This is a genomic window from Mitsuokella sp. AF21-1AC (assembly GCF_003458855.1).
Lineage (GTDB): Bacteria > Bacillota > Negativicutes > Selenomonadales > Selenomonadaceae > Mitsuokella.
In genome coordinates, this window is the sequence record NZ_QRVW01000014.1 from 1 (window position 1) to 23,477 (window position 23,477).

At 55.2% G+C, this 23,477-nt stretch carries 23 protein-coding genes; all 23 read left to right on the forward strand.

Going from position 1 to position 23,477, the window contains the following annotated elements; all coding sequences use genetic code 11:
• Nucleotides 1-143: 143 nt before the first annotated feature.
• Nucleotides 144-782: an NfeD family protein gene (locus tag DWX75_RS06505; RefSeq protein ID WP_118015531.1), complete on the forward strand. Its 639-nt coding sequence runs from the start codon at nucleotides 144-146 to the stop codon at nucleotides 780-782.
• Nucleotides 783-820: 38 nt separating this feature from the next.
• Complete coding sequence (gene floA / locus DWX75_RS06510) at nucleotides 821-1,819, forward strand: flotillin-like protein FloA (RefSeq protein ID WP_118015532.1); 999 nt, start codon at nucleotides 821-823, stop codon at nucleotides 1,817-1,819.
• Nucleotides 1,820-1,861: 42 nt separating this feature from the next.
• Nucleotides 1,862-2,425 (forward strand): hypothetical protein, encoded by a 564-nt coding sequence (locus DWX75_RS06515; RefSeq protein WP_118015533.1) that lies wholly within the window; start codon nucleotides 1,862-1,864, stop codon nucleotides 2,423-2,425.
• A gap of 148 nt (nucleotides 2,426-2,573) precedes the next feature.
• On the forward strand, nucleotides 2,574-3,533 hold the full coding sequence (locus tag DWX75_RS06520) for a polyprenyl synthetase family protein (protein ID WP_118015534.1): 960 nt from the start codon (nucleotides 2,574-2,576) through the stop codon (nucleotides 3,531-3,533).
• 49 nt (nucleotides 3,534-3,582) lie between these two features.
• A complete protein-coding gene (gene tatA, locus DWX75_RS06525) occupies nucleotides 3,583-4,023 on the forward strand; it encodes a twin-arginine translocase TatA/TatE family subunit (protein WP_118015535.1) in 441 nt (146 codons plus the stop codon).
• A gap of 176 nt (nucleotides 4,024-4,199) precedes the next feature.
• Nucleotides 4,200-4,412, forward strand: a complete 213-nt coding sequence (locus DWX75_RS06530; protein ID WP_118015536.1) for a twin-arginine translocase TatA/TatE family subunit — start codon at nucleotides 4,200-4,202, stop codon at nucleotides 4,410-4,412.
• A gap of 17 nt (nucleotides 4,413-4,429) precedes the next feature.
• On the forward strand, nucleotides 4,430-5,224 hold the full coding sequence (gene tatC, locus DWX75_RS06535) for a twin-arginine translocase subunit TatC (protein WP_118015537.1): 795 nt from the start codon (nucleotides 4,430-4,432) through the stop codon (nucleotides 5,222-5,224).
• A 54-nt stretch (nucleotides 5,225-5,278) separates the two neighbouring features.
• The gene (locus DWX75_RS06540) at nucleotides 5,279-6,739 is read left to right on the forward strand and encodes a menaquinone biosynthesis decarboxylase (RefSeq protein WP_118015538.1); all 1,461 of its coding nucleotides are present in this window, start codon (nucleotides 5,279-5,281) and stop codon (nucleotides 6,737-6,739) included.
• Nucleotides 6,736-7,584: a 4-hydroxybenzoate octaprenyltransferase gene (locus DWX75_RS06545; protein ID WP_118015539.1), complete on the forward strand. Its 849-nt coding sequence runs from the start codon at nucleotides 6,736-6,738 to the stop codon at nucleotides 7,582-7,584. The genes DWX75_RS06540 and DWX75_RS06545 overlap by 4 nt, the downstream gene beginning before the upstream one ends.
• Nucleotides 7,585-7,631: 47 nt before the next feature.
• On the forward strand, nucleotides 7,632-8,495 hold the full coding sequence (gene folD / locus DWX75_RS06550; RefSeq protein ID WP_118015540.1) for a bifunctional methylenetetrahydrofolate dehydrogenase/methenyltetrahydrofolate cyclohydrolase FolD: 864 nt from the start codon (nucleotides 7,632-7,634) through the stop codon (nucleotides 8,493-8,495).
• Nucleotides 8,496-8,550: 55 nt separating this feature from the next.
• On the forward strand, nucleotides 8,551-10,218 hold the full coding sequence (locus DWX75_RS06555; protein WP_118015541.1) for a formate--tetrahydrofolate ligase: 1,668 nt from the start codon (nucleotides 8,551-8,553) through the stop codon (nucleotides 10,216-10,218).
• A gap of 180 nt (nucleotides 10,219-10,398) precedes the next feature.
• On the forward strand, nucleotides 10,399-11,142 hold the full coding sequence (locus DWX75_RS06560) for a methylenetetrahydrofolate reductase (protein ID WP_118015542.1): 744 nt from the start codon (nucleotides 10,399-10,401) through the stop codon (nucleotides 11,140-11,142).
• A 48-nt stretch (nucleotides 11,143-11,190) separates the two neighbouring features.
• Nucleotides 11,191-12,033 carry a sulfide/dihydroorotate dehydrogenase-like FAD/NAD-binding protein gene (locus tag DWX75_RS06565; protein ID WP_118015543.1) on the forward strand — a complete coding sequence of 281 codons (843 nt, stop codon included), beginning with the start codon at nucleotides 11,191-11,193 and terminating at the stop codon, nucleotides 12,031-12,033.
• A 1-nt stretch (nucleotide 12,034) separates the two neighbouring features.
• Entirely contained in the window at nucleotides 12,035-13,438 is a 1,404-nt protein-coding gene (gene gltA / locus DWX75_RS06570) for an NADPH-dependent glutamate synthase (protein ID WP_118015544.1), read from the forward strand.
• A 74-nt stretch (nucleotides 13,439-13,512) separates the two neighbouring features.
• The gene (locus tag DWX75_RS06575; protein WP_118015584.1) at nucleotides 13,513-14,010 is read left to right on the forward strand and encodes a DUF523 domain-containing protein; all 498 of its coding nucleotides are present in this window, start codon (nucleotides 13,513-13,515) and stop codon (nucleotides 14,008-14,010) included.
• Between the two features lie 147 nt (nucleotides 14,011-14,157).
• Nucleotides 14,158-15,117, forward strand: a complete 960-nt coding sequence (locus tag DWX75_RS06580; protein ID WP_118015545.1) for a sugar kinase — start codon at nucleotides 14,158-14,160, stop codon at nucleotides 15,115-15,117.
• Nucleotides 15,117-15,761 carry a bifunctional 2-keto-4-hydroxyglutarate aldolase/2-keto-3-deoxy-6-phosphogluconate aldolase gene (locus DWX75_RS06585; RefSeq protein ID WP_118015546.1) on the forward strand — a complete coding sequence of 215 codons (645 nt, stop codon included), beginning with the start codon at nucleotides 15,117-15,119 and terminating at the stop codon, nucleotides 15,759-15,761. Before DWX75_RS06580 ends, DWX75_RS06585 begins: the two co-directional genes overlap by 1 nt.
• 374 nt (nucleotides 15,762-16,135) lie before the next feature.
• Nucleotides 16,136-17,155 carry a C4-dicarboxylate TRAP transporter substrate-binding protein gene (locus tag DWX75_RS06590; protein WP_118015547.1) on the forward strand — a complete coding sequence of 340 codons (1,020 nt, stop codon included), beginning with the start codon at nucleotides 16,136-16,138 and terminating at the stop codon, nucleotides 17,153-17,155.
• 98 nt (nucleotides 17,156-17,253) lie between these two features.
• Nucleotides 17,254-17,742, forward strand: coding sequence for a TRAP transporter small permease (locus DWX75_RS06595; protein WP_118015548.1), 489 nt, complete (start codon nucleotides 17,254-17,256; stop codon nucleotides 17,740-17,742).
• Entirely contained in the window at nucleotides 17,742-19,031 is a 1,290-nt protein-coding gene (locus tag DWX75_RS06600; protein ID WP_118015549.1) for a TRAP transporter large permease, read from the forward strand. Before DWX75_RS06595 ends, DWX75_RS06600 begins: the two co-directional genes overlap by 1 nt.
• Nucleotides 19,032-19,064: 33 nt before the next feature.
• Nucleotides 19,065-20,903 carry a sigma 54-interacting transcriptional regulator gene (locus DWX75_RS06605; protein ID WP_118015550.1) on the forward strand — a complete coding sequence of 613 codons (1,839 nt, stop codon included), beginning with the start codon at nucleotides 19,065-19,067 and terminating at the stop codon, nucleotides 20,901-20,903.
• Nucleotides 20,904-20,958: 55 nt separating this feature from the next.
• Nucleotides 20,959-21,990 (forward strand): zinc-binding alcohol dehydrogenase family protein, encoded by a 1,032-nt coding sequence (locus DWX75_RS06610; protein ID WP_118015551.1) that lies wholly within the window; start codon nucleotides 20,959-20,961, stop codon nucleotides 21,988-21,990.
• 23 nt (nucleotides 21,991-22,013) lie between these two features.
• The gene (locus DWX75_RS06615) at nucleotides 22,014-23,477 is read left to right on the forward strand and encodes a tagaturonate reductase (RefSeq protein WP_118015552.1); all 1,464 of its coding nucleotides are present in this window, start codon (nucleotides 22,014-22,016) and stop codon (nucleotides 23,475-23,477) included.

Consider the following 23,477-nt stretch of genomic DNA (forward strand, 5'->3'; position numbering starts at 1 on the left):
GGCCAGAGCAAACCACCAGTTTAACTGGTGGTTTTGATTGTGTATGGGTGGATGGGGCATAAAGGTATTTTCCCTTATGTGTCGAATAGTATAAAACGAATACCTGTGAGCCAAAGGCTCTCAATCCGAAAGGGGGAATCCGCATGGGAATCGTGGATATGCCGCTTTTGCAGATGCTGCTGCTGGCCATCATGTTCCTGGCGATCTTCGTCGAGATCAAGACGGGCGGCATGGGCGCCGGCGTCATGCTGGGCATCGTGGCAGCCGGCGTCTTCTGGGGCAGCCAGTACGTCAAGGGACTCGTCGATCTCTATCAGATTGCCATTTTCCTGCTCGGCATCCTGTGCATCATCGTCGAGATCCTGCTGCCGACCGTTGGCCTGCTGGCCGGCGTGGGCGTGGCTGCCATGCTCTACAGCGTCGTGCTGGCGCTTGGCGGCGACATCAACGCGATTGTCGCCATGGCCGTATCCTTTGCCGCAGCCGTTGTCATCTTTGCCCTGATTGTCAAGAAACTGCCTTCGAGCAAGCTCTGGAACAAATTCGTGCTCAAGGATCAGTCGACTTCGAGCCGCGGGTACGTCAGTGCCGTCCAGGAGGATGATCTCGTGGGCAAGCGCGGCACGGTCCTGACAGAACTGCGTCCTTCCGGCTCTGCCCGCATTGACGGCCGTCCGGTGGATGTCGTGTCGGAGGGGGCGTTCATCCGCAAGGGTGAGGAAGTGGAGGTCATCTCAGTTCACGGCAGCCGCGTCGTCGTGCGGCGTACGGAATCTTCGTAAGACAAGTAGATGGAATGCATTTGGTAGGAGGCGTTTTTATGGCGATGTTAATCAGTTCCGGTTTTATCCTCGTGCTCATCGTGGCCGTGGTCATGCTCTTTCTGCACTTTGTGCCGCTGGGACTCTGGATCTCGGCTCTGGCTGCCGATGTCCACGTCAGCATCATCACGCTCGTGGGCATGCGCATGCGCCGCGTGCCACCAAGCAAGATCATCTTGCCGCTCATCAAGGCGAACAAGGCAGGACTCGATGTGGTGGTCAATCAGCTTGAGGCGCATTATCTGGCAGGCGGCAATGTCGACAAGGTCGTCGATGCCCTCATCGCGGCACACCGCGCCCAGATTCCGCTCCCCTTTGAGCGCTCTGCCGCCATCGACCTCGCAGGCCGCGATGTGCTCGAGGCCGTGCAGATGAGCGTCAATCCGAAGGTCATCGAGACACCGGTGGTTTCGGCCGTTGCACGCAACGGCATCGAGCTCAAGATCAAGGCGCGCGTCACGGTGCGCGCGAACATCGACCGTCTCGTGGGCGGTGCTGGTGAGCCGACAATCATCGCGCGTGTCGGCGAGGGCATTGTCACGACCGTCGGTTCTTCGGAAAGCCACAACGATGTGCTGGCAAACCCGGATGATATCAGCAAGACGGTGCTTGGCAAGGGCCTTGATGCTGGCACGGCGTTTGAGATCCTTTCCATCGATATCGCTGACGTCGATGTCGGACGCAACATCGGTGCCGAGCTCCAGACAGATCAGGCGGAGGCCGACAAGCGCATTGCGCAGGCCAAGGCCGAGGAACGCCGTGCGATGGCCGTGGCCAAGGAGCAGGAGATGAAGGCGTATACGCAGGAAATGGAGGCCAAGGTCGTCGAGGCCCAGGCCGAAGTACCGCATGCCATGGCGGAAGCGCTGCGCAGCGGCCGTCTCGGCGTCATGGATTATTACAATCTCAACAATGTCCAGGCCGATACGGATATGCGCAATGCCATCAGTACAGCTGGCGCAGCCGATAAAATGAAGCCTGCCAAGCCGGTCAAGTGATGACAGAGCGGGGCAGAACAGCAGGAAAGAGAGGTAAAGCATATGGATTCTTCTCTTCTCGTCATCGTCCTCTTTGCTTTGTTTGCCATTGTCATGGACCGGCTGGGAAAGAAGGGCAGAAAGCTGCCGCGCGCGCCGAAGCGTCCGGAGCCGTCTGCGACGCTGCCGCCGCCTTTGCCGCGGCCGTGGCCGTCGCAGCGGGGCGGGCAGACTGAATCCGCGAAGGGGCGGCTTGGCTTCAAGATCCCCGAAATCAAGGGAGCACCCCCGGCACCCGGCCATATCGATGCCGGCGGTGTTTACCGCGAGGCGGGAGCCGTGCTCAAGGAACAGCATGAACTGCAGCAGGAAGAGCAGGCCGCCAGACACCATCATGAGGCGTATGAACAGGCCAAGCGGCTGGAGGAAGCGCGCATCCGTGCGGAGGAACAGGCCGCTTATACAAGGGATGCGAAGATCCCGCAGGGGGATGCTGGCGGCCCTCGGCCAGTCCTGCCGGTGCTGACGCCGGAAACGGCACAGCAGGCCGTTGTTCTCGCGGAAATCCTCAGTGCGCCGCGTGCCCGCCGTCCGGGACGCTGGCAGCAGCATCACAGGCATGAATGAGGAAGATTTTTGAGCGCCTGCCAGAAATGGCAGGCTTTTTCGATGACAAAAGGAGCAAAGTGTAGTAAAATTATAGAATGCATCGTGTATCATAAATGAGGTATAAATAACGAGTAAGGTTTTGTAGGTGATGAATTTGTCAAACCACATGTTTGATGTGATAAAAAGTGACCTGGAGGTCCTGGAAGAAGGTCTTTTGGAAGCAGTTTCTTCTGAAAATGACTTGGTGACAGAAGTGGGCACGCATCTGGTGACATCGGGCGGCAAGCGGATCCGTCCGGCGCTTTGCCTGCTTTCTGCCCATGGAGGGCCGTCCTTTGAGCTCGCGCATGTCCTGCCTCTGGCTGAGGCTCTGGAACTCATTCATACGGCTTCCCTGGTCCATGACGATGTCATCGATGAAGCCGATACGCGCCGCGGTTCGGAGACGGCCAATGCCCGCTGGGGAAATCAGGTTGCCATCCTTTCAGGGGATTACATCTTTGCACGGGCCTTCCATCTGATTGCCAATCAGGGATACGGAGAGCGCGTCTCCATGCGCCTGGCAGAACTTGTCTGCAACCTCAGTGTCGGTGAGATCATCCAGGATCATGCAGTCTACCAGGCATCGCGCGGCATGGACGACTATTATGAGCGCATCCAGAAGAAGACGGCCGATTTCCTTGAGATCTGCTGCGAGCTCGGCGCTCTCGTGGGCGGTGCTTCGGTGGAAGCAGCGGCAAAGCTCGCGGAGTACGGTCATTCCATCGGCATGGCATTTCAGATCACGGATGATTTGCTCGACATTGAGCAGACGTCGGAGAAAATCGGCAAGCCGGCGGGCAATGACATCCGCCAGGGCATCGTGACGCTGCCCGTCATCCGTGCGCTCGAGACGAGCCCTGACGCGGAGGAACTCCGTGCCATTGTCACGGATATGGATATGACGGATGAGATGGTCGAGCGTGCGCTTGCCATCGTCAAGGCCACCGATGCCGTGGACTTTGCCAAGGACAAGGCCGACGAATACCTGGCGCACGCCAAGGAAGTATTGCCGGAGGAACTGCCGGAGGAAATCCGCGAAGCCTATGTCATGGTGGCTGACTTTATTGGCGACCGCGACTTTTAAGGGATGGCAGGACGCCTGCTGAGATTTCTCGATTCATGGAGGAACGATTATGTTTGGAATTGGTGTACCGGAACTGGTACTCATCTTGATCATTGGACTCATCGTCTTCGGCCCCGGCAAACTTCCGGAAATGGGCCGCACGCTTGGCAAAGGCATCCGGGAGTTCCGCAAGGCTTCCAATGCGCTGTCGCAGGCTATCAATGCGCCGGAGCAGTCGGCACAGCCGCAGGCTCCCCCTGCGCAGCCTGCGGCACAGGCGCCAGCTGCCCCGGTACAACCGGCCGCTCCGGCCAGCGCCCCGGTACAGCCGGCCGCATCGGCTCCCGCACAGCCAGCTGTCAGCCCGCAGGCACAGCAGCCTGCAGCAGCCGGTTCGCAGACAGCCGGACAGGCGCCTCAGCAGCCCCCTGCTTATCAGGCACCGACGCAGGAGAGTGTGCGCCAGCAGCTGGCTGCCACGCAGGGCGGGGCAGAGCAGAAAAAAGATTGAGGGAAGGGCGCACCGCTGCGCCCTTTTTCTATTAGACGGGGACTCGTAATAAACAAAAATTATAAGAGATGGATGCAGCGATGTATCGTTGTGATTTTACCAGTCTGACGGTATAATAAAGTCGTAGATTTACGAGCGTTGTCTCATGTTCAATTCAGTATTTCAGGAGGAACATTATGTTTGGATTAGGTGTACCGGAACTCGTCCTTATCTTGATCATTGGCCTTGTCATTTTCGGACCGGGCAAGCTGCCCGATGTCGGCAAGGCGCTGGGCAAGAGCATTCGCGAGTTCAAGCAGGCCAGCACGGATGAGAAGAAGGATGACAAGATGGTCAACGTGACGGCGAAATCCCAGGAGCTGGCCGATAAGAAAGATGAACAGAAGTGAGCTGGTGAGAGGATTTCATGGCAGAAGAAAGACAATATGAAGAAATCGAAGCGCCCGAGGAACTGCGTGCAGCAGAGGAGACGCCATCTCCGGCCGTGACGGAGGAGAATGCCGAGGATGACGGGACCATGTCGCTCGTCGCACATCTGACGGAGCTGCGCAGCCGTCTGATCAAATGCCTGGTGGCAATCGGCATCGGCAGCTGTGTGGGATATTACTTCATCGAAGATATCATGCATTACCTGACGCTGCCGGCTGGCAAGCTCTACTACATGCAGCCGTCTGAGGCCTTCTTCACGTATCTGAAGGTCGCTGTCGTAGCAGGGTTCCTGATGGCGCTGCCCGTCGTGTTTTACCATGTCTGGCGGTTTTTCCTGCCCGCACTTACGCATAAGGAACGGGCGGTGCTGGGCATCGTCGTGCCGACCTCCGTCATCCTGTTCTTTTGCGGGCTGGCTTTTTCCTTTTTCCTGGTCCTGCCGGCCGGCATCCGCTTTTTCATGGGCTTTGGCAATTCGGAACTCGAGGCCCTGTTCTCCGTCAACAAGTATTTTGATTTTGTCATCACCTTTGTGCTGCCCTTTGGCTTTGTCTTTGAGCTGCCGCTCATCATCACGATACTCGGCAAGATGGGGATCCTGACGTCTGCACGCCTGAAGAAATTCCAGCGCATCGTCATCTTCCTGTCCTTTGTCATCGGCGCCATCATCACGCCGACACCGGATATCTTTACGCAGTCGATGATTGCACTGCCGATGATCGTGCTGTATGAGGTCGGCTATTTCATTGTCCGCTATATCCTGCGCAAGTGAGAACAGGATGTCGCACAGAGAATACGAACGAACATATAATGAGGAGTGATTGTTTTGGCATATAAGGACTTGCGTGAGTTCATTGCGGCGCTCGAGGCAAAGGGCCTTCTGAAGCGCATCCAGACGGAAGTGGATCCGGAGCTTGAAATCACGGAAATTACGGACCGCGTTTCCAAGCAGGAAGGCAAGAAGAACGTGGCCTTGCTCTTTGAGAATGTAAAGGGCTCGAAGATGCCCGTACTCATGAATGCATTCGGCAGCTATGAGCGCATGGCGATGGCTCTCGGCGTCGAGAAGCTCGACGATGTGGCCGACGAACTGCGGGAGATGATGAAGCTGCCGTATGTCTCGCTGCAGAACAAGATGAGCGTCGTGACGATGATCCCGATGATCAAGCGTGCCATCAATTTCCCGAAATACGTCAAGCATGCACCGTGCCAGGAAGTCGTCGAGACGGAAAATCCGAGCCTTGATGATATCCCCATTCTCAAGTGCTGGCCAGATGACGGCGGTCCCTTCGTGACGCTGCCTCTCGTCTTCACAAAGAACCCGAAGACGGGCAAGCGCAATGTCGGCATGTACCGTCTGCAGAAGTACGACAGCCGGACGACGGGCATGCACTGGCACATACACAAGAACGGCGCGGAGAATTTCCGCGACATGAAGGCGCAGGGCGGCGACCGCATTGAGGCGGCCGTAGCCATCGGCACGGATCCGGTCCTCACGTATGCAGCCACGGCGCCGCTGCCGCGCGATATCGACGAGATGGTGTTTGCGGGTTTCCTGCGCCATAAATCCGTCGAACTGGTCAAGTGCAAGACCGTGGACATCGAGGTGCCGGCGACGGCGGAGATTATCCTCGAGGGTTATGTCCTGACGAATGAACTGCGCCGCGAGGGGCCGTTCGGCGATCACACGGGCTATTACTCGCTGGCTGACGATTATCCGGTCTTCCACATCACGGCCATCACGCACCGCAGGGACGCCATCTACGCGTCGACAGTCGTCGGCAAGCCGCCGATGGAGGACTGCTACCTCGCGAAGGCGACCGAGCGCATCTTCCTGCCGCTCCTGCAGCAGATGCAGCCCGAGATCATCGACATCAACATGCCGCTCGAGGGCGTCTTCCATGACTGTTGCATCGTCTCCATCAAGAAATCGTATCCGATGCAGGCGCGCAAGGTCATGCACGCACTCTGGGGCATGGGGCAGATGATGAATGTCAAGATGATCATCGTCGTCGATGCTCATGTCGATGTCCAGGATATCAGCGAGGTGGCCTGGCGCGTGTTCAACAACATCGATGCAAAGCACGACCTCGAGATTGTCGAAGGTCCTCTCGATGTGCTTGACCATTCTTCGCCGATGGCCAAATGGGGTGCCAAGCTCGGCATCGATGCGACGAAGACGTGGCCGGAGGAAGGCCACAGCCGGCAGTGGCCGGATGAAATCCGGATGTCCGAGGACATCAAGGCCAAGGTTGACGCGAAGTGGAAGGAGCTTGGACTCGATTGATTTCCATCAAGGCACATATCAATAATGTGGCACTCCATCACACCATCTTTGACCTGCCGTTCGCCTTCATGGGCGCTGTGCTCGCAGCGGGCGGCCATCCGCGTCTCGTCGATCTCTTCTGGATTGCCCTGGCCATCACGAGCGGGCGCGCGGCGGCGCTTGCCATCGATAACCTCGCCGATCTCAAGTACGACAGCCAGCAGCCGCGCATGGCCTACCGCGCCATGGTCGCGGGACGCATCTCGAAGCGCGAGGCACTCATCTTCATCGTCCTGTGCTTCATCCTGCTCGTGTTCTCCGTCCTGCAGCTGCAGCCCATCTGCATCTATCTGCTGCCACTGGCTGCCATCCCGTTCATCATTTATCCGTTCATGAAGCGCGTGACGGGCTGGGTCCACATGTTCCTGGGCCTCGCCATCGCGATGGCTCCTGCCGGGGGCTGGGTCGGCGTCAGCGGCGAAATCACCGCACCGCTCATTGTGCTCTGCACGGCAGTGGCACTCTGGATTGGCGCCTTCGATGCCATGTACGGCGCGCAGGATGAGGAATTTGACCGCAGCCAGGGGCTGCATTCCCTGGCCGTGAGCTACGGAGCAGCTGGTGCCTTCCGCATCGCGGTTGTCTGCCATATCGTCTGCCTCGTCTGCTTCTTTGCTGTCGGCATCATGATGCATCTGTCCTGGCTTTATTTCGTCGGCGTCGGCATTGCCGGCGGCACGCTTTACTATCAGCATCAGATCGTGAGCCCGACGGATTTTTCCCGCGTGACACAGCGGTACTTCATGCGCAATGGCATCGTTTCGGTTGCCATCTTTGTCTGTACCTGGCTGAGTTTCTATATCTGACATACGCTTTTTGACTTTGTTTTTTCAGAGATAGGAAAGGTGATTTTATGACAGCTCGTATTTTGGAGGGCAAGGTTTTTGCCCAGCAGTTCCGTGAGGATGCCAAGAAAAAGGCGGAAGCCCTGAAGGAGAAGTACGGCGTACAGCCGGGCCTTGCCGTCATCATCGTCGGTGAGAATCCCGCTTCTCAGGTCTACGTGCGCAACAAGCACAAGTCCTGCGAGGCGCTTGGTATTTACTCGGAGGTCATCGAGATGCCCGAGTCGACGACGAAGGAAGAGCTGCTGGCGAGGATCGATGCCCTCAATGCGAATGATAAGATCCACGGCATCCTCGTGCAGCTGCCGCTGCCGAAGCAGATCGCCTCACATGAGTCCGAGATTCTCGAGCGTATTCGCCCCGAGAAGGACGTCGATGGCTTTCATCCCGTCAATGTCGGCCGCCTCGTGACGGGGCAGCCGGGACTCGTGCCGTGCACGCCGTTCGGCTGCCTGCGCATGCTCGAGCTTGCCGGTATTCCGATTGACGGCAAGCGGGCTGTCATCATTGGCCGCAGCAACATCGTCGGCAAGCCGATGCTGCACCTGCTGCTCAGCAGGAATGCCACGGTGACGATCTGCCACAGCCATACGCAGGATCTGCCATCTGTCACGCGCGAGGCGGATATCCTCGTGGCCGCTGTCGGCCGTCCGCATTTTGTCACGGCGGATATGGTCAAGCCCGGTGCCACGGTCATCGATGTCGGCATCAACCGCATCGCGCCGAAGAAACTCGTTGGCGATGTGGATTTTGAAGCCGTCAAGGAAGTGGCCGGTGCCATCACGCCGGTCCCGGGCGGCGTCGGCCTCTTGACCGTCGCCATGCTCATGGAAAATGTTGTCCGTGCCGCAGAGATGCAGCTTCAGGCATAAAGAGAGCCGCAGGAGCGGCAAAGTGTTTCCCTTACAATGTGCAGGAGGTACAGAAATGAAAACCGATGTTGAAATCGCACAGGAAGCGAAGATGCGCCCCATCCAGGAAATCGCAGCAAAACTGGGGATTTCGGATGACGAACTCGAGCTTTATGGCAAGTACAAGGCAAAAGTGGCCCTTTCCGCTTGGGACCGCGTCAAGGACCAGCCGAATGGCAAGCTCATTCTCGTGACGGCCATCAATCCGACGCCGGCAGGTGAGGGCAAGACGACGACGAGTGTCGGCCTTGCCGATGCGTTCCACCGCCAGGGCAAGAAGACGGCCGTCGCGCTGCGCGAGCCTTCGCTCGGACCGTGCTTCGGCCTCAAGGGCGGTGCTGCCGGCGGCGGCTATGCGCAGGTCGTGCCGATGGAGGATATCAACCTGCATTTCACGGGAGACTTCCACGCTATTACGACGGCGCACAATCTGCTCGCCGCTGTCATCGACAATCACATCCAGCAGGGCAATGCTCTTGATATCGACGTGCGCCGCATCACCTGGAAGCGCGTGCTCGACCTCAATGACCGTGCGCTGCGCCACGTCGTCATCGGCCTCGGCGGCAAGGCTCATGGCACACCGCGCGAGACGGGCTTTGACATCACGGTAGCTTCCGAGATGATGGCCATTCTCTGCCTCGCGAAGGATCTCGAAGACATGAAGCAGCGCCTCGGCGAGATCGTCATCGGCTACAGCCGTGATGGTCGCGCCATCCGCGCCAAGGAACTGAATGTAACGGGTGCCTTGACGCTGCTCTTCAAGGATGCCATCAAGCCGAACCTCGTGCAGACGCTCGAAGGTACGCCGGCTTTCATTCACGGCGGCCCGTTTGCGAATATCGCCCATGGCTGCAACAGCGTCATGGCGACGAAGTTTGCTCTGAAGTTTGCGGATTACGTCATCACGGAGGCCGGTTTCGGTGCAGACCTCGGCGCCGAGAAATTCCTCGACATCAAATGCCGTTTCGCCGGCCTCAAGCCGGATGCCGTTGTCATCGTCGCGACGGTGCGTGCGCTCAAGATGCACGGCGGCCTCGACAAGAAGGAACTCGGCAAGGTCGACATGGCTGCACTCGAGAAGGGTATTGCGAACCTTACGAAGCACATCGAGAATATCCAGAAGTTCGGCCTGCCGGCAGTTGTCGCCATCAACGCCTTCCCGACGGATACGAAGGAAGAGCTCGACTTCGTCGAGAAGAAGTGCAATGAACTTGGCGCTGAAGTCGCTCTGTCGGAAGTCTGGGCCAAGGGCGGCGAAGGCGGCCTCGCGCTTGCCGACAAGGTCATCGAGGCGACGAAGAAGCCGAATGATTTCCATTTCATCTACGATGTCGAGGACAGCATTCCCGAGAAGATCGAGAAGATCACGAAGGAAATCTACGGCGGCGACGGTGTCGATTTCACGCCGGCAGCCAGGAAGCAGCTCAAGGAGATTGAGGAGCTCGGCTTCGACAAGATGCCGGTCTGCATGGCCAAGACGCAGTACTCGCTCTCGGACGATGCGACGAAGCTCGGCCGTCCGACCGGCTTTCGCATCACGGTCAAGGAACTGCGCATCAGTGCCGGCGCCGGCTTTATTGTCGCCTTGACGGGCAACATCCTGACGATGCCGGGCCTGCCGAAGCATCCGGCAGCCGAGAACATGGATATCGATGTCAACGGCAAGATCACCGGCCTGTTCTAATCCTACAAGCACATCCCGTTCTTCGGAGCGGGATTTTTTTATTTTATATCATAATTTATATAATTTATGATAGATAAAGTTTCGATACTTGCAAAATCGATAAAAAGATTTTACAATGATAGTAATGTAACGATTGTATTTTTTATCCATCGGGTAGTCTGATGGCAGTGGAGGAATCGTATGAAGCGTATCTCGGTAGAACTCGTGCCGCGCGACGAAGAAGCATTGCGCCAGGAGCTCGCGCTCCTGCATCAGTATCAAGAAAAAGTAGATGTCATCAACATTCCGGACCTGTTGCGCTTTCCCCTGCGGAGCTGGCAGGGGGCGGCCATCGCGAAGGATTTTTTCCCGGCATCCATGCCGCATATCCGGGCGATGGATATCAATCTCGAAGAAGAGCTTTCGATGAAGGAATACCTGCGGGCGCACGATATCCGCGAAGTGCTCGTCATCGAAGGTGATCCTCCGCAGGACATGATGCATGAAGTCTATCCGACGAACAGCGTCGATGTCATCTGGAAATTCCGCAAGGAGATGCCGGAGGTCAAGGTCTATGCCGGCATCGATCAGTACCGCGGCTCGATGGCACAGGAACTTTACCGCGTCAAGCGCAAGCTCCAGGCGGGGGCAGCTGGCTTCTTCACGCAGCCGTTCTTCGATATGCGCTATCTTGCGGTCTATGCCGATATGCTGCAGGGACTTGAGGTCTATTGGGGCGTTTCGCCCGTCATGAGCGCGCGTTCTCAGAGTTACTGGGAGCGCAAGAACAACGTTGTTTTCCCGCATTCGTTCCGGCCGACGCTGGAGTGGAGCGTGGATTTCGCGCACGAGGTCATGGAGTATGCAGAACGTGAGCAGACGAATGTCTACTTCATGCCCATCAAGACGAATCTTGCCGCTTACCTCGCCGGGGTCTTCGCTTGAAGACGGCGTGACAAGTAGTTCAATCATCTAGTGATAGGAGAGTGGATTATGTTTAAGATTCTCAGGAAAGAGGAATTGTCGCCCCATGTGTATGCCATGGATATCGAGGCGCCGCGCGTGGCCAGGAAAGCCGAACCAGGCCAGTTCATCATCCTGCGCGTCAATGAAGAGGGCGAGCGCATCCCGCTGACCATTGCGGATTTCGACCGGGAAACCGGGAAGATCCTCATCGTCTTCCAGGCCATTGGCGCTTCGACGATGGAACTCGCGGCCATGAAGGAAGGCGACAGCCTGCTGGATTTCGTCGGACCGCTCGGACGTCCGTCTGAAATCCAGAAGCTCGACGGCACGATGGTCGTCGTCGGCGGCGGCATCGGCGTGGCGCCGACGTACCCGATTGCCCGGGCCATGAAAGAAGCGGGCAACAAGGTCATCGCCATCATGGGTGCCAAGACGAAGGACATCCTCATCATGGAAGATGAGATGAAGGCCGTGACGGATGAGGTGCTCGTGACGACGGATGACGGCTCTTACGGCATCAAGGGCTTTGTAACGAATGCCGTGCAGGCACTCGTCGACCGCGGTGAAAAAATCGCTCAGATCACGGCCATCGGCCCGGTCATCATGATGAAGAGCGTGGCGGATGCGACGCGCGATCTCGGCATCCATACGGTCGTCTCGCTGAATCCGATCATGGTCGACGGCACGGGCATGTGCGGCGGCTGCCGCGTGACGGTGGGCGACGAAACGAAGTTCGCCTGTGTCGACGGGCCGGAGTTTGATGGCCATCTCGTGGACTTCAAGGGGCTTATGAGCCGTCAGCGCATGTACCGCGATCTGGAAGCAGAAGAAAAAGATCATGTTTGCCGTATTGGCCTGGGGAGGGATTGAGATGGCACTTTCATTGAAGAAACACGAGATGCCGGTACAGGATCCCAAGGTCCGTGCTCATAATTTCTCAGAGGTGGCACTGGGCTACGATGAGGAGACGGCGGTTGCCGAGGCGGAGCGCTGCCTGCACTGCAAGGTGCCGCAGTGCCGCAAGGGCTGTCCGGTTTCGATCGATATCCCCACGTTCATCGCCAAGATCAAGGAGCGTGACTTCGACGGCGCCATCGCGACCATCAAGGAATCGAATGCCTTGCCGGCCATCTGCGGCCGCGTCTGCCCGCAGGAGAATCAGTGCGAGAAACACTGCATCCTCGCCAAGCGCGGCGAAGCCGTGGCCATCGGCCGTCTCGAGCGCTTCGCCGCCGACCGCCAGCTGGCCGGGGAAGAAGACATCCAGCCCGTTTCGCGCGCGGCCGATGCGCAGAAGGTGGCCATCATCGGCGCTGGCCCCTCGGGCCTCTCGTGCGCCGGCGACCTGGCAAAGAAAGGCTATGATGTCACGATCTTCGAGGCCCTGCACAAGGCGGGCGGCGTGCTGTCCTACGGCATCCCGGAATTCCGTCTGCCGAAGGACACTGTGGTCAAGAAAGAAATTGAGAACATCCAGAAGCTCGGCGTCAAGATTGAGGTGGATTCCGTTATCGGCCGCCTCTACACGGTCGACGAACTCATGCAGGAAGAAGGTTTTGATGCCGTATTCATCGGCACAGGCGCCGGTTTGCCGCGCTTCCAAGGAATCCCCGGCGAGAACTTCAACGGCGTGTACTCGGCCAATGAGTTCCTGACGCGCTGCAATCTCATGAAAGCCTATAAATTCCCGGAATATGCGACGCCAATCCGCGTGGGCAAGCGCGTGGCCGTCGTGGGCGGCGGCAACGTCGCGATGGATGCGGCCCGCACGGCCCTGCGCCTCGGTGCGGAGAAGGTGACCATCGTTTACCGCCGCAGCGCCGCCGAGATCCCGGCGCGTGCAGAAGAAGTCGGGCACGCCAGGGAAGAGGGCATCGAGTTCCAGCTGCTGACGAATCCGGTGGAGGTCCTCGGCGATGAGAACGGTTGGGTCAAGGGACTCAAGTGCATCCGCATGGAACTCGGTGAGCCCGATGCCTCGGGACGCCGCCGTCCGCTGCCGGTCGAAGGCTCGGAATTTGAGCTGCCGATGGATACGGTCATCATCGCCATTGGTACGGGCCCGAACCCCATCATCGCCCATACGACGAAGGGACTTGAGACGACAAAGCGCGGCAACATCATGGCGGATGAAGAAACGGGCATGACGTCCAAGGAAGGCGTATTCGCCGGCGGCGATATCGTCACGGGCGCCGCCACGGTTATCCTCGCGATGGGCGCCGGCCGCAAGGCGGCTGCCGCCATCGATGCGTATCTGAAGAGCAAGCGCTCCTGAAGGATTCCCGGCATCAATAGGCCTTGGGTGATGCCGCAGAGGCCAGCAATTCCAGGGCAGAAGAGGAGTTTATCATGATCCTGGTCAGTGCCTGCCTGCTGGGGCATAATGTCAAATACAACGGCGGCAATAATGCCAACGAACTCTTGCAGAAATACAATGCGCGCGGGCGCTTCGTTGCGGTCTGCCCGGAATGTTTCGCGATGCTGCCCGTGCCGCGCCCGCCCATGGAGATCCAGGGCGGCAACGGCAAGAAACTCCTGGCTGGCAAGGCGAAGGCCATGGACAAGGACGGCATGGATACGACCGCATATCTCCTGACAGGCGCGAGGAAGCTCCTGAAGATCGCAGAGGCGTACCATGCCAGGGTGGCCATCCTCAAAGAGGGCAGCCCGTCCTGCGGCGTCCACAATATCTACGACGGTACCTTCCGCGGACGCAAGATCAGAGGCGCCGGTGCTGCAGCCGCCCTGCTGCAGAAGCACGGCCTGACCGTTTATTCCGAAAAGGACATGACCGTTGGCCGTCTCGAGACGCTCCTGGCAGAAGATCTGCGCCGTGACCGCGTCTGACGCAGTAAAAAGTCAATCAATCGAATCGTAACGCTCATGCATTTGCAGTCATCCTGATGGATGGCTGCATTTTTTATATAAAATGGCACGATTTATGCATATTAAACAGGCAGGAACCAAATTTGTGAATACAGGGAGTGTGAGTGTATGCATGAAGTCTTGACATTTGGTGAACCCATGGGCTTGATGGCGGCGGAAGAAGCACGGCCGCTGAAGGACGTGACACATTTTACGCGCTATGTGTGTGGTGCGGAAGTGAATGTTTCTGTCGGCCTGGCCCGGCTGGAGCATTCGGTTGCTTACGTATCGCGCGTGGGGAAAGACCCGTTCGGTGCGCATATCATTGACTTTCTGCAGGCCAACGGTATCGATCCGCAGTATATCCTGCAGGATGATACATTCCTGACGGGGATGCAGCTGAAAGCCAAAGTGGAAACGGGCGACCCGGAAGTGGTCAACTTCCGGCAGGGAACCGCCTTCTCTCATTTTGCGCCGGAAGACCTGGAGAAGCTTGACTGGGAAGGTGTGCGCCATGTACATGTGACGGGCATCCCGCCGGCTCTTTCTGCAAGCTGCCGCGCGGCGGCCATGCGCCTGATGGAGATGGCACGAGAACGGGGGGTATATGTTTCGTTTGACCCCAATATCCGTCCGGCACTTTGGCCGGATCGGGCGGAGATGGTACGCGTGCTCAATGAAATGGCTGCGAAGGCGGATCTCGTTTTGCCGGGAATTTCGGAAGGAAAACAGCTGGCAGGGACCTCCGACCCGGAACAGATTGCGGATTTCTATCTGGCACAAGGTGCCAAAGCCGTCATCGTTAAGTTGGGAGCCAGGGGCTCTCTCGTAAAGGAAGCTGGTCAGGAGGCTTTCGTATCTCCCGGCTTCCATGTTGCCAAAGTCGTGGATACGGTTGGAGCGGGTGATGGCTTTGCTGTAGGCGTTATCAGCGCACTCCTGGAACATCAGGGCCTTGCGCGGGCGGCAGAACGTGGAGCTGCCATTGGCGCCCTGGCAGTCATGTCACCAGGCGATAATGAAGGCCTGCCAACAAGAACGCAGCTGCAGACTTTTATGGCAGAAAATCAGAGCAGGAGGGATTCATGATGGACAAATTTGAAGTGATGGCCAAATTAAAGAAACAGGGTATCATTGCCGTTGTACGCGGAAAGACCATGGAAGACGGCATCCGTACGGCTGAGGCCTGCATAAAGGGTGGTGTAAAGGCGATTGAGCTGGCGTTCACAACGCCGAGAGCACAGGAAGCCATCCGTACGCTGGTCGAAGAATATAAAGGAGATCCCGAGGTTGTGATCGGTGCGGGCACGGTCCTTGAAGCGACGACTGCTCGCCTGGCCATGGTGGAAGGGGCAAAGTTCATCGTCTCTCCGGCCTTTGATGAAGAAACCGTGCGTCTCTGCAATCTTTACCGTGTGGTTTCCTGTCCGGGTGTCATGACGCCGGGCGGCGCCGTTGATGCCCTGAAAGCGGGCGCGGATATTGTCAAGGTGTTTCCCGGTGACATTGTTGGGCCCAAGATGATCAAGGATATCCACGGTCCGTTGCCGCAGGCCCCTCTGATGCCTTCCGGCGGTGTCAGTGTTGATAACGTAGCAGCTTGGCTTCATGCTGGCTGCATCGCCATATCTGCCGGCAGCAGCCTGACCGGTGCTGCGAAAACAGGAGATTACGATGGTGTGACGGCCATGGCACAGCGCTTTGTACAAGCCGTAGCCGAAGCAAGAAAATAATAAGTCTGTTCATAGAAGAACTGCATTGTCAGAGGAGCTGCACAGTGCAGTTCTTTTTTTGCTGAATTTATTTCATAAAGTAATATTATGCATTTCGTAATGAAACAAATGGAGCAAAAATATCGAGAAAACAGCAGTATACTCTCAAAAATCGGAATAATTTTATAACAATCAAAAATAAATTTTAATCCTGTTGTTACAATTTGAAGCTATAAAAATCAAGACAATTAAGCAACTTATCACAGATATGTTGAAAAAATTTTACGTATTCAGAATAAATTGGCATGCATATTGCTATTATATAGAGTAAAAGGAAGAATGGGGTAAGCAAATCACCCCAACTAAAGAGGGTCTTTTGAAAGGAGTGCTTTGGCATGAAGAAAACTTTGTTGGCGCTGGCGACGATGGTATTGTCAGCATGCCTGTTGACTGGGTGTGGCGGACAACAGCAGGCAGCTGGGACGAAAGACGGAAAAATCGTTATCCAGGTTGGTTATGAGAACAATCCGGGTGAACCGTTCGATCAGGGCATTAACAAGTGGAAAGAGCTTCTGGAAGAAAAAAGCAATGGTACCATGCAGATTGAGGCATATCCTTCCAGTCAGCTGGGCAATAAAAATGATCTGATTGATCAGATGATTGCCGGACAGCCGGTTGTAACACTGGCAGACGGTGCCTTCTACGCAGACCGTGGCGTCAAGGACTTCGGTATCGTCTTTGGCCCGTTCCTGTTTGATAACTGGGATCAGTGCTGGAAGCTCACGAAGAGCGACTGGTATGCAAAGGAAAGCAAAGAGCTGGAAGACAATGGCCTGAAGATCATTGCTTCGAACTGGGTTTATGGCGATCGTCACCTTTTGACGAAGAAACCGGTCAATTCTCTGGCGGATCTCAAAGGCATGAAGATCCGTGTCCCGAACAACGAAATCCAGGTTAAGGGCTTTGAAGTTCTTGGTGCCGTACCGACGCCGATGGCTCTTGGTGATGTTTACACGGCTCTGCAGCAGGGCACCATTGATGGTGTAGAAAATCCGCTGCCGGTTCTGTATAACGGTAAATTCCAGGAAGTGGCAAAGTATTTGATTCTCGATGGTCATGTTAAAAACTTTACGACCCTTGTCTGTGGTGAAAAATTCTGGACCAGCCTGACCAAGGAACAGCAGGATATGCTGGTTTCCACCTGCGAAGAAGCCGGCCTTTACAACAACGAGCTTCAGAAAAAGGCAGAACAGGATGTCCTGGAGAAATTCAAGGCAGAAGGCGTAACGGTAGTTGAGCCGTCTCAGGCTGTACTTGATGAATTCCGTGCTGCAAGCAAGAAATTCTACTCGCTCCCAGACTTCAAAGACTGGTCGCCGAATCTCTATGATACGGTAAAAGCAGCTATGCAATAATCCCTGATTCTATGGCAGGCGGAAGGCCCGAGGAAATGGAGTCCTTCCGCCTTGCTTCTTGAATGTTTGTGTATGTTTTTAGGGAGACTGGTGAAATTATGGAAGAGCAAAAAAATCTTGGCAGATCCATTATCAACAATCTGGACTTTTTTATTGCAGGAATTGCCCTGACGGTTTTGGTATTTGTAACGTTTTTCGGTGTTTTTGCACGATATTTTCTGGGAAGCCCGTTCGCCTGGGAAGAAGAGGTCCAGCTGGCCTGCTTTGTTTGGATTACCTTTTTGGGCGTCGGTGCAGCCTTCCGGACAGGCAGCCATGTGGCTATTGAGATCGTGGTGGAACGCCTGCCGAAAAAAATAGCGCGTTGGATTGAGCTTGGCGGCTATGTCATCTCGATGGGCATCCTGCTGTTCTTCTTCTATTACAGTGATGTCATTGTCTATTCGATGGTGCAGATGGGACGCAGCACGAATATCCTTCATATTCCCAACGCGGTCATCTATCTGGTGGTTCCGGTCGGCTGTATCCTGATGATGTATAACTATACGCGTGTGATTATCAAAAAATTCAAGGAGGTGCATGACTGATGGAAAGCAGTATTGCAATCTCGACTATTGTACTGTTAGTCCTTTTGTTCTTGAAAGTACCGGTTTTCCTTTCCGTTCTTTCCGGCGGTGTCATGTATTTCCTGTTGTCGCCGAATATTCCCGGACAGATCTTTGTGCAGCGCGTCATTGCAGGAACAGAAAGCATTCCGTTGCTGGCCATTCCATTTTTCGTCTGTGCCGGCGTCTTCATGAACTATACAGGCGTTACTAAACGCATCATGAATTTCTGTGAAGTCCTGCTGGGAACCTTCAGCGGCGGTCTTGCACAGGTGGCCATTCTCCTCAGTACCCTGATGGGCGGACTTTCGGGGTCGAACCTTGCCGATGCAGCGATGGAAGCGAAGATGATTGTTCCGGAGATGCAGAAGCGCGGCTTCTCCCTGGAGTTCTCTTCGGTCGTCACGGCTACTTCCGCCATCATCACGCCGCTCATTCCGCCGGGAATTGCCATGATCATTTACGGTTCCATCGGCAATCTGTCCATCGGCAAGCTCTTCATGGGCGGCATTGGACCGGGCCTGCTGCTCTGCGTGGCCATGATGATGCTCGTATCCGTGATTTCGCATAAGCGCGGGTACAAGCCAATGCGCGAACACCATGCGACGGCAGGCGAATTCTGGAGTGCTTTAAAGGCAGCCTTCCTGCCGCTCTGCCTGCCCATCATCATCATCGGCGGTATCCGCATCGGTCTTTTCACGCCGACCGAAGCCGGTGCTGTTGCCATTGTGTACTCCCTGTTCCTTGGCCTCGTTTACCGGGAGATGCGCATTGCGGATATCGTGACGGGCATCAAAGAAACCATCACGACGTCGGCTTCCATCATGATCATCATTGGTGCTGCGTCCACCTTTGCCTGGATCCTGACGAAAGAGCGTATCCCGCAGGAACTCGCACAGATGATGATCACGTTCCTGCAGAGCCCGGAAATGTTCCTCCTGGTCGTGAACATTTTCCTGCTCTTTGTCGGCATGTTCCTGGAAGGCAATGCGGCTATGATTATCCTCGTGCCGCTGCTTGCTCCTATTGCAACGCATTTTGGCATCAATGAGTACCAGTTTGCCATCATGTTCATCTTTAACCTGGCAATTGGCGCTCTCTCGCCGCCAATGGGCACGCTGATGTTCGTTACCTGCGGTGTTACCAAGTGTAAGATGAGCGCCTTTATCCGTGAAGCCGTGCCATTTTACCTCCTGCTCCTTGTATGCCTGCTTCTCTTGACGATTTTCCCTGTATTCAGTACGGGCGTAATCAATTTGCTATATAATTAAAGCAATTGATTCAATCGTTGCAGGAGGAAGCATATGTCACTCATTCTATTTGCTGCGCCGACTGAAGAGGTCGGACGCAAGGCAAGAAAAATCATTCGCAGAAAAGGCCTTTCCATACCCGTTCTGGTAACCGATGACAAATCGGCGTGTGCGGAGATAGAATCGCATCCGGAAGCGCTCGTAATCATCAGCCGCGGTGGTGTGGCTGAGGAAATCAAGAAAATCTCGGGAAAAACGGTGGTCGAGGTTACGACGTCCTTCAATGACATTCTCACGGCTGTTGCTTACCTGAGCAGTAAGGATTGTCATCGCATTGCCATTGTCATGCGCGACAATATCCTCTTTGATACGCCGCAGAATTTTTCTCTGGCGGATACGGATATTTTCGTGCGTCCGTGCCGGACCTATGAGGAAATTGAGGCAACGGTCAGGAGCCTGGTCATTGGCAAGACGGTGGATGGGATTGCCGGCTGCCGCTATGCCATCCGTGTAGCAGAAGAAAATGGCATGCTCAATTCCTATGTGGATTCCAGCGAATCCTCCATTGAGAAGGCCATCAACGATGCGGTGAAAATCCGGGATGCCAAGAAAAAGGAAGCGTTGCAGCTGGAGCAGCTGCAGGCCGTTGTGCAAAATATCCAGGAGGGGATTGCGGTCCTGGATGAAAACAAGCATCCGCTCTTTTTCAACGAGGAAGCCAATCGCTTGTTTCAGGGGAATATCCTGCGTAATCTGCCGAAGCAAATGGAACCATATATCAAGGACTACACTGGAGAGCAGCTGATTACCATTGGCGAAAATACAGCTCTTTTCCGCATGATTCCCATAGGTATGAGGGATCAGCATGAGAATACCGTGCTCGTTTTTCATGAAACTGGCAGCATAGCCAAATCAGAACAGAAGATACGCACTTCGATGTATCAAAAAGGTCTTTATGCCAAAAAGCATTTTTCAGACATATTGACCGTTTCGCCCCGGGTCAAGAAATTGCTCGCTTTAGCTGAGTCATTCGCACAGACGGAGGCAAATGTACTGATTACAGGAGAGACGGGAACGGGCAAGGAAGGTATGGCACAGAGCATTCACAATGCCAGCCAGAGAAGCCGCAAGCCGTTTGTTTCGGTCAACTGTGCATCCATACCGCCCAATCTGATTGAAAGTGAATTGTTTGGTTACGTGGAAGGTGCATTTACCGGTGCCAGACGTTCCGGCAAGAAAGGGCTATTTGAACTGGCAGATGGTGGCACGATATTCCTGGATGAGATTGCCGAACTCCCCCTGAACATACAGGGACGCCTCCTGCGCGTCCTGCAGGAGCATGAAATCATGCGCGTCGGGGATGACAAGATCATCCCGCTTGATATCCGCGTGATATGTGCTACGAATAAGAATCTGCGTGATATGGTAGATGAAGGAAAATTCCGTGAGGATCTCTATTATCGCGTCAATGTGCTGAAAATCAACATACCGCCGTTGCGCGAGCGCAGAGAAGATATCATGATGCTCATGCAGTATTATTTTCATCAATTTGCGCCCAAGATAGAATTTTCTTCCTGGTTTGATAAAAGATTAAAAAATCGCCTGATGAATTACGCATGGCCGGGCAATATACGCGAGCTGCGCAATATGGCAGAGGTTTTTGCCTGCTATGCTGACGGTTACGGCAGCCGCATCCATCTGGATGAACTGATGGATGGAAGCCGTATGAGCAATAACAAGAATACGATAGAAATTCCTTTGGGATTGTCACTCAAAGAAATTGAGATTGCGGTTATCGACCGCATGCTGGAGCAGTATACGCCAGAGGAAACGTGTGCGAAATTGGGAATCAGCCGTGTGACACTTTGGCGTAAATGCCGTCGTGAAGTTTAGACTGTCCATTTTTACTGATTCACTCGTAAGGGTGAAAATAAGAGGAGGATTTTTCATGAAAGCAATTCGTATCAATCAGCCTGGAGAAGTGGAAATTTTTGAGACGGAAAAGCCCGTGCCGAAAAAAGGTGAGGCGCTTTTGAAAATCCTATATGGAGGCATTTGCGGCAGTGATCTGGGAACGTATCGCGGCACGTTTGCCTATGCTTCTTATCCGCGTATCCCGGGTCATGAATTTTCGGCGCAAATCATGGAAATCGGAGAAAATGACCGTGGGCTCAAGAAGGGCATGATTGTTACCTGCAATCCGTATTTTAACTGCGGGAAGTGCTATTCCTGCGAGCGCGGACTCCTGAACTGCTGCGAACACAACGAGACGATGGGCGCGCAGCGTGATGGTGCTTTCATGGAATACATCACGATGCCGATTGAGAGAATCTATGACGGCAAGGGCCTTTCGCCGAAACAGCTGGCACTCATCGAGCCGTTCTGCATCAGTTACCATGGCGCCGGGCGCGCGCACATCAAGCCGGGTGAGAAAGTCCTGGTTGTCGGCGCGGGCACGATTGGCGTCTTGGCCGCTGCTTCCGCAAAAGCAGCTGGTGCAGAAGTCTATATCGCGGATATCGCACCGGAGAAGCTGGCTTATGCACAGAAGAGCTTTAACCTCGCCGGCACGATCCTGAATGACAGTCCGGAGCACTTCAAGCAGGCCGTACAGGAAATCACGGCAGGCAAAGGCTTTGATGTGACCATTGAGGCAGTCGGCCTTCCGTCTACCTTCCTCAGTTGCATTGATGCGGCAGCCTATGGCGGACGTTTTGTCCAGATCGGCGTCGGCAAGAAGAATGCAGACTTTGATTTTACGCTTCTGCAGAAAAAAGAATTGAATGTCTTTGGTTCCCGCAATGCCTTGAAACAGGATTTCCTGGACCTCATCGATCTGGTGAAAGCTGGCAAAGCAGATGTCGAGAAAGTCGTGACCAATGTTTATGAGATGGCGGATGCCGCCAAGGCCTTCCGCGATTTCTCCGAAAATGCCTCGAAGATGCTCAAAGTCGTCATTCATTTTGCGGATCCGGAATGAATCCTGCCAGGGGAGAGTCGAGAATGAAGAATATCCAAGATATTTACCATCGGTCAGAGCATCCCATCAAGGTGCTGCAGTTCGGTGAAGGAAATTTCCTGCGTGCCTTTGTCGATTATGCAATCGACCGTGCCAATGAGGAGCAGGGCTTTGATGCCGGCATAGCCGTGGTCATGCCGCGGGCAAAACAGGTAAATGCGCGTTTCCTGACGCAGGACAATCTTTATACCGTCTGCCTGCGCGGTCAGCGGGCGGGCAAGCCGTACAAGGAGAACCGGGTCGTCACTTGCCTGGAACGCATCATTGCCGCTCATGAGGATGAAAAAGCCTATATGCAGCTGGCCGAACTTGATACGCTGGAATTTGTCATCTCCAATACGACGGAGGCCGGCATTGTCTTTCGTGAAGCGGACCGGTTTGAAGATGCGCCGCCGCAGTCTTTTCCGGGAAAACTGACGAAATTCCTGTTTGCGCGCTACCAGTATTTCCATGGTGCAGCCGATAAAGGGCTCATCATGCTGCCGGTGGAACTCATCGATCACAATGGTGCCGCGCTCAAAGCCTGCGTGAAGAAATATGCGGAGCACTGGCAGCTCGAATCAGGCTTTTCGTCCTGGCTGGATACTGCCTGCACATTTGCGGATACCCTGGTTGACCGTATTGTGGCGGGGTATCCGAAGTCAGAGGCCGCTGCCTACGAGGGAGAACTGGGGTATCACGATGCGCTCATGACTCAGTGTGAGCCATTTGCGCTCTGGGTGATTGGGGACCCGCAGCTCAAAGACAAACTGCCGCTCAATGCACCGGATTTCCCGGTAGAATTTACGGCGGATATCGCCAAATTCAAGGAACAGAAGGTCCGGATCCTGAATGGTGCGCATACGTCCATGGTCCTGGGAGCTTATCTGGCAGGTTTTGATTATGTTGGTGATTGCATGAAGGATCCTTCCATACGCCGCCAGCTGAACCAGTCTGTCTACGGGGAGATCGTGCCGACTGTCCATCTGCCGCAGGAGAAGGCAAAGGCATTTGCCGATGCTGTCTTTGAGCGCTTTGAGAATCCTTTCGTTCATCATGCTCTGCTGTCCATCGCCCTGAATTCCATTTCCAAGTGGCGTACGCGGGTCCTGCCCACGTTGAAAGACAGTCTGGCTGCCACAGGAAAGCTGCCGAAATGGCTCACGTATTCCATGGCGGCACTCCTGGTCTTTTATCATGCGACGGAACGGGGCGATGGCTGCCTGCTTGGCCATCGCGGTGAACAGGTGTATGAGATCCATGATGATGCGGATAAGCTGGAGCAGATTGCCGCCTGGGCAGCCCTGCCGGATGCAGAATACGTCGATCATATCCTGAAATCCGCAGACTGGTGGGGGGAGGACCTCACGGCCATTCCGGGCTTTGCGGCAGCCGTGCAGGATCACTTCCAGAAGATCCGGACATATGGTGCAAAAGCTTACATTGAATCTTTGGGAAAAGAGGAATGA

Bases quoted from the DNA above. Each gene is read 5' to 3' on its own strand.
- tatC (WP_118015537.1), top strand. From the start codon at position 4,430: ATGGCAGAAGAAAGACAATATGAAGAAATCGAAGCGCCCGAGGAACTG.
- DWX75_RS06590 (WP_118015547.1), top strand. From the start codon at position 16,136: ATGAAGAAAACTTTGTTGGCGCTGGCGACGATGGTATTGTCAGCATGC.
- DWX75_RS06580 (WP_118015545.1), top strand. From the start codon at position 14,158: ATGCATGAAGTCTTGACATTTGGTGAACCCATGGGCTTGATGGCGGCG.
- DWX75_RS06605 (WP_118015550.1), top strand. From the start codon at position 19,065: ATGTCACTCATTCTATTTGCTGCGCCGACTGAAGAGGTCGGACGCAAG.
- DWX75_RS06575 (WP_118015584.1), top strand. From the start codon at position 13,513: ATGATCCTGGTCAGTGCCTGCCTGCTGGGGCATAATGTCAAATACAAC.
- DWX75_RS06530 (WP_118015536.1), top strand. From the start codon at position 4,200: ATGTTTGGATTAGGTGTACCGGAACTCGTCCTTATCTTGATCATTGGC.
- DWX75_RS06515 (WP_118015533.1), top strand. From the start codon at position 1,862: ATGGATTCTTCTCTTCTCGTCATCGTCCTCTTTGCTTTGTTTGCCATT.
- DWX75_RS06600 (WP_118015549.1), top strand. From the start codon at position 17,742: ATGGAAAGCAGTATTGCAATCTCGACTATTGTACTGTTAGTCCTTTTG.
- tatA (WP_118015535.1), top strand. From the start codon at position 3,583: ATGTTTGGAATTGGTGTACCGGAACTGGTACTCATCTTGATCATTGGA.
- DWX75_RS06505 (WP_118015531.1), top strand. From the start codon at position 144: ATGGGAATCGTGGATATGCCGCTTTTGCAGATGCTGCTGCTGGCCATC.
- gltA (WP_118015544.1), top strand. From the start codon at position 12,035: ATGGCACTTTCATTGAAGAAACACGAGATGCCGGTACAGGATCCCAAG.
- DWX75_RS06615 (WP_118015552.1), top strand. From the start codon at position 22,014: ATGAAGAATATCCAAGATATTTACCATCGGTCAGAGCATCCCATCAAG.
- DWX75_RS06565 (WP_118015543.1), top strand. From the start codon at position 11,191: ATGTTTAAGATTCTCAGGAAAGAGGAATTGTCGCCCCATGTGTATGCC.
- DWX75_RS06585 (WP_118015546.1), top strand. From the start codon at position 15,117: ATGGACAAATTTGAAGTGATGGCCAAATTAAAGAAACAGGGTATCATT.
- DWX75_RS06610 (WP_118015551.1), top strand. From the start codon at position 20,959: ATGAAAGCAATTCGTATCAATCAGCCTGGAGAAGTGGAAATTTTTGAG.
- DWX75_RS06560 (WP_118015542.1), top strand. From the start codon at position 10,399: ATGAAGCGTATCTCGGTAGAACTCGTGCCGCGCGACGAAGAAGCATTG.
- folD (WP_118015540.1), top strand. From the start codon at position 7,632: ATGACAGCTCGTATTTTGGAGGGCAAGGTTTTTGCCCAGCAGTTCCGT.
- DWX75_RS06520 (WP_118015534.1), top strand. From the start codon at position 2,574: ATGTTTGATGTGATAAAAAGTGACCTGGAGGTCCTGGAAGAAGGTCTT.
- DWX75_RS06555 (WP_118015541.1), top strand. From the start codon at position 8,551: ATGAAAACCGATGTTGAAATCGCACAGGAAGCGAAGATGCGCCCCATC.
- floA (WP_118015532.1), top strand. From the start codon at position 821: ATGGCGATGTTAATCAGTTCCGGTTTTATCCTCGTGCTCATCGTGGCC.
- DWX75_RS06595 (WP_118015548.1), top strand. From the start codon at position 17,254: ATGGAAGAGCAAAAAAATCTTGGCAGATCCATTATCAACAATCTGGAC.